At 59.1% G+C, this 509-nt stretch carries 1 protein-coding gene; it reads right to left on the bottom strand.

Features of this window, described 5'->3' with window-relative positions; translation table 11 throughout:
• A partial coding sequence (locus AC1DQC_RS20320; RefSeq protein ID WP_477053026.1) for a helix-turn-helix domain-containing protein occupies positions 1–351 on the bottom strand: 351 nt, incomplete at its 3' end.
• Between the last annotated feature and the right edge of the window lie 158 nt (positions 352–509).

The raw sequence follows: 509 nt of genomic DNA on the forward strand, positions 1-509 counted from the left end.
CAGTAGTTCCTGGGACTCGGAGGACAGGTCGAATGCCCGGGCCGAGAGCCGGCGCAGTCCGTAACCCCGAAGCTGCGCAAGCAATTCCAAGTCGTGGTCGATGCGCGCTGCGTAGATGTCGTCGAAGAAGTAGTCGGACTTGACCTTGAAGAACTGCGCGAGCGCCGCGACCGTCTCCGGCGACGGGTTGGTCCGCTGGCCGTTGCGCAGCTGCGAGATGTAAGGCTTCGAAATTCGATGCCCGGCCGCGTTGAGTGACTCGGCAACCTCGGTGTTTGTGTGTGGTTTCCGTCCGGCCGGGTGCACGGTCTCGAAGAGTTTGTTCAGTCGAGATGCGAAGTCTGACTCCATTGCCGTGGTCCCCGGTCCCTTCGTGAGTGCGACCTCTGGCCGAGGGCGCATCGTTCGTACATATAAGGGTAACCGAGTGGTAGCCGACTGGACATCGGAAAAGGCACGGTTCTCGTTACATGAGAACCGTGCCTTTTCTTGTTACATACCAGATATTG

It is taken from the genome of Cellulomonas sp. P4_H12, assembly GCF_056400905.1.